1 rRNA gene is annotated in these 954 nt (G+C 51.0%); it reads left to right on the forward strand.

The features are described from left to right. Positions 1-140: 140 nt before the first annotated feature. Positions 141-954, forward strand: a 23S ribosomal RNA gene (locus PGX78_RS08410); the annotation flags it as partial.

The raw sequence follows: 954 nt of genomic DNA on the forward strand, positions 1-954 counted from the left end.
CTGTGGCATTGGATTTGTATTGTTTAGTTTTGAAAGGTCAATCCTTTCACCTGTACCTTGACAACTACATGAAAACGTAAGAAACAAAAAGACCTCTTTAAGAAATTAGAGAGTTCAAACCTTAGAAAACTCAAAAGGTAAGTTAAGTAAGTAAGGGCGTACGGCGGATGCCTTGGCCATATCAGCCGAAGAAGGACGCGATAAGCTGCGATAAGCTGCGGTGAGGTGCAAGTAACCAGTGACCCGCAGATTTCCGAATGGGGAAACCCGGCAGTAGTAGTACTGTCACCTCTCGTATGAGAGGAGGGCACCCGGTGAACTGAAACATCTAAGTAGCCGGAGGAAGAGGAATCAAAAGAGATGCCCCCAGTAGCGGCGAGCGAAGCGGGCAAAGCCCAAACCGGAGCGGGAAACCGCACCGGGGTTGAGGACTACCAACAAGTACCTGGATGAAGTCGAATCAGGTGGGAACCTGAGCCAGAGACGGTGAGAGCCCGGTAGACGTAAAGAAGGGTATGGGGTAGTATCCGGAGTACCACGGGGCACGAGGAACCTTGTGGGAAGCAGGGGGGACCACCCTCCAAGGCGAAATACTGATATGGACCGATAGCGCATAGTACCGTGAGGGAAAGGTGAAAAGAACCCCGGGAGGGGAATGAAAGAGAACCTGAAACCGTATGTCTACAAGCAGTCGAAGCACCGTATGAGTGCGACGGCGTGCCTATTGAAGAATGAACCGGCGAGTTATTTCATCCGGCGAGGTTAAGCGGAAAACGCGGAGCCGAAGCGAAAGCGAGTCTGAACAGGGCGATAAGTCGGATGGAATAGACCCGAAACCACAGTGATCTATCCATGCCCAGGTTGAAGCACAGGTAAAAATGTGTGGAGGACCGAACCAGTGAGCGTTGAAAAGCTTTTGGATGAGGTGTGGATAGGGGTGAAATGCCAATCGAA

The organism is Megasphaera sp. AF13-6AC (assembly GCF_027685385.1).
Classification (GTDB): Bacteria; Bacillota; Negativicutes; order Veillonellales; family Megasphaeraceae; genus Megasphaera; species Megasphaera micronuciformis.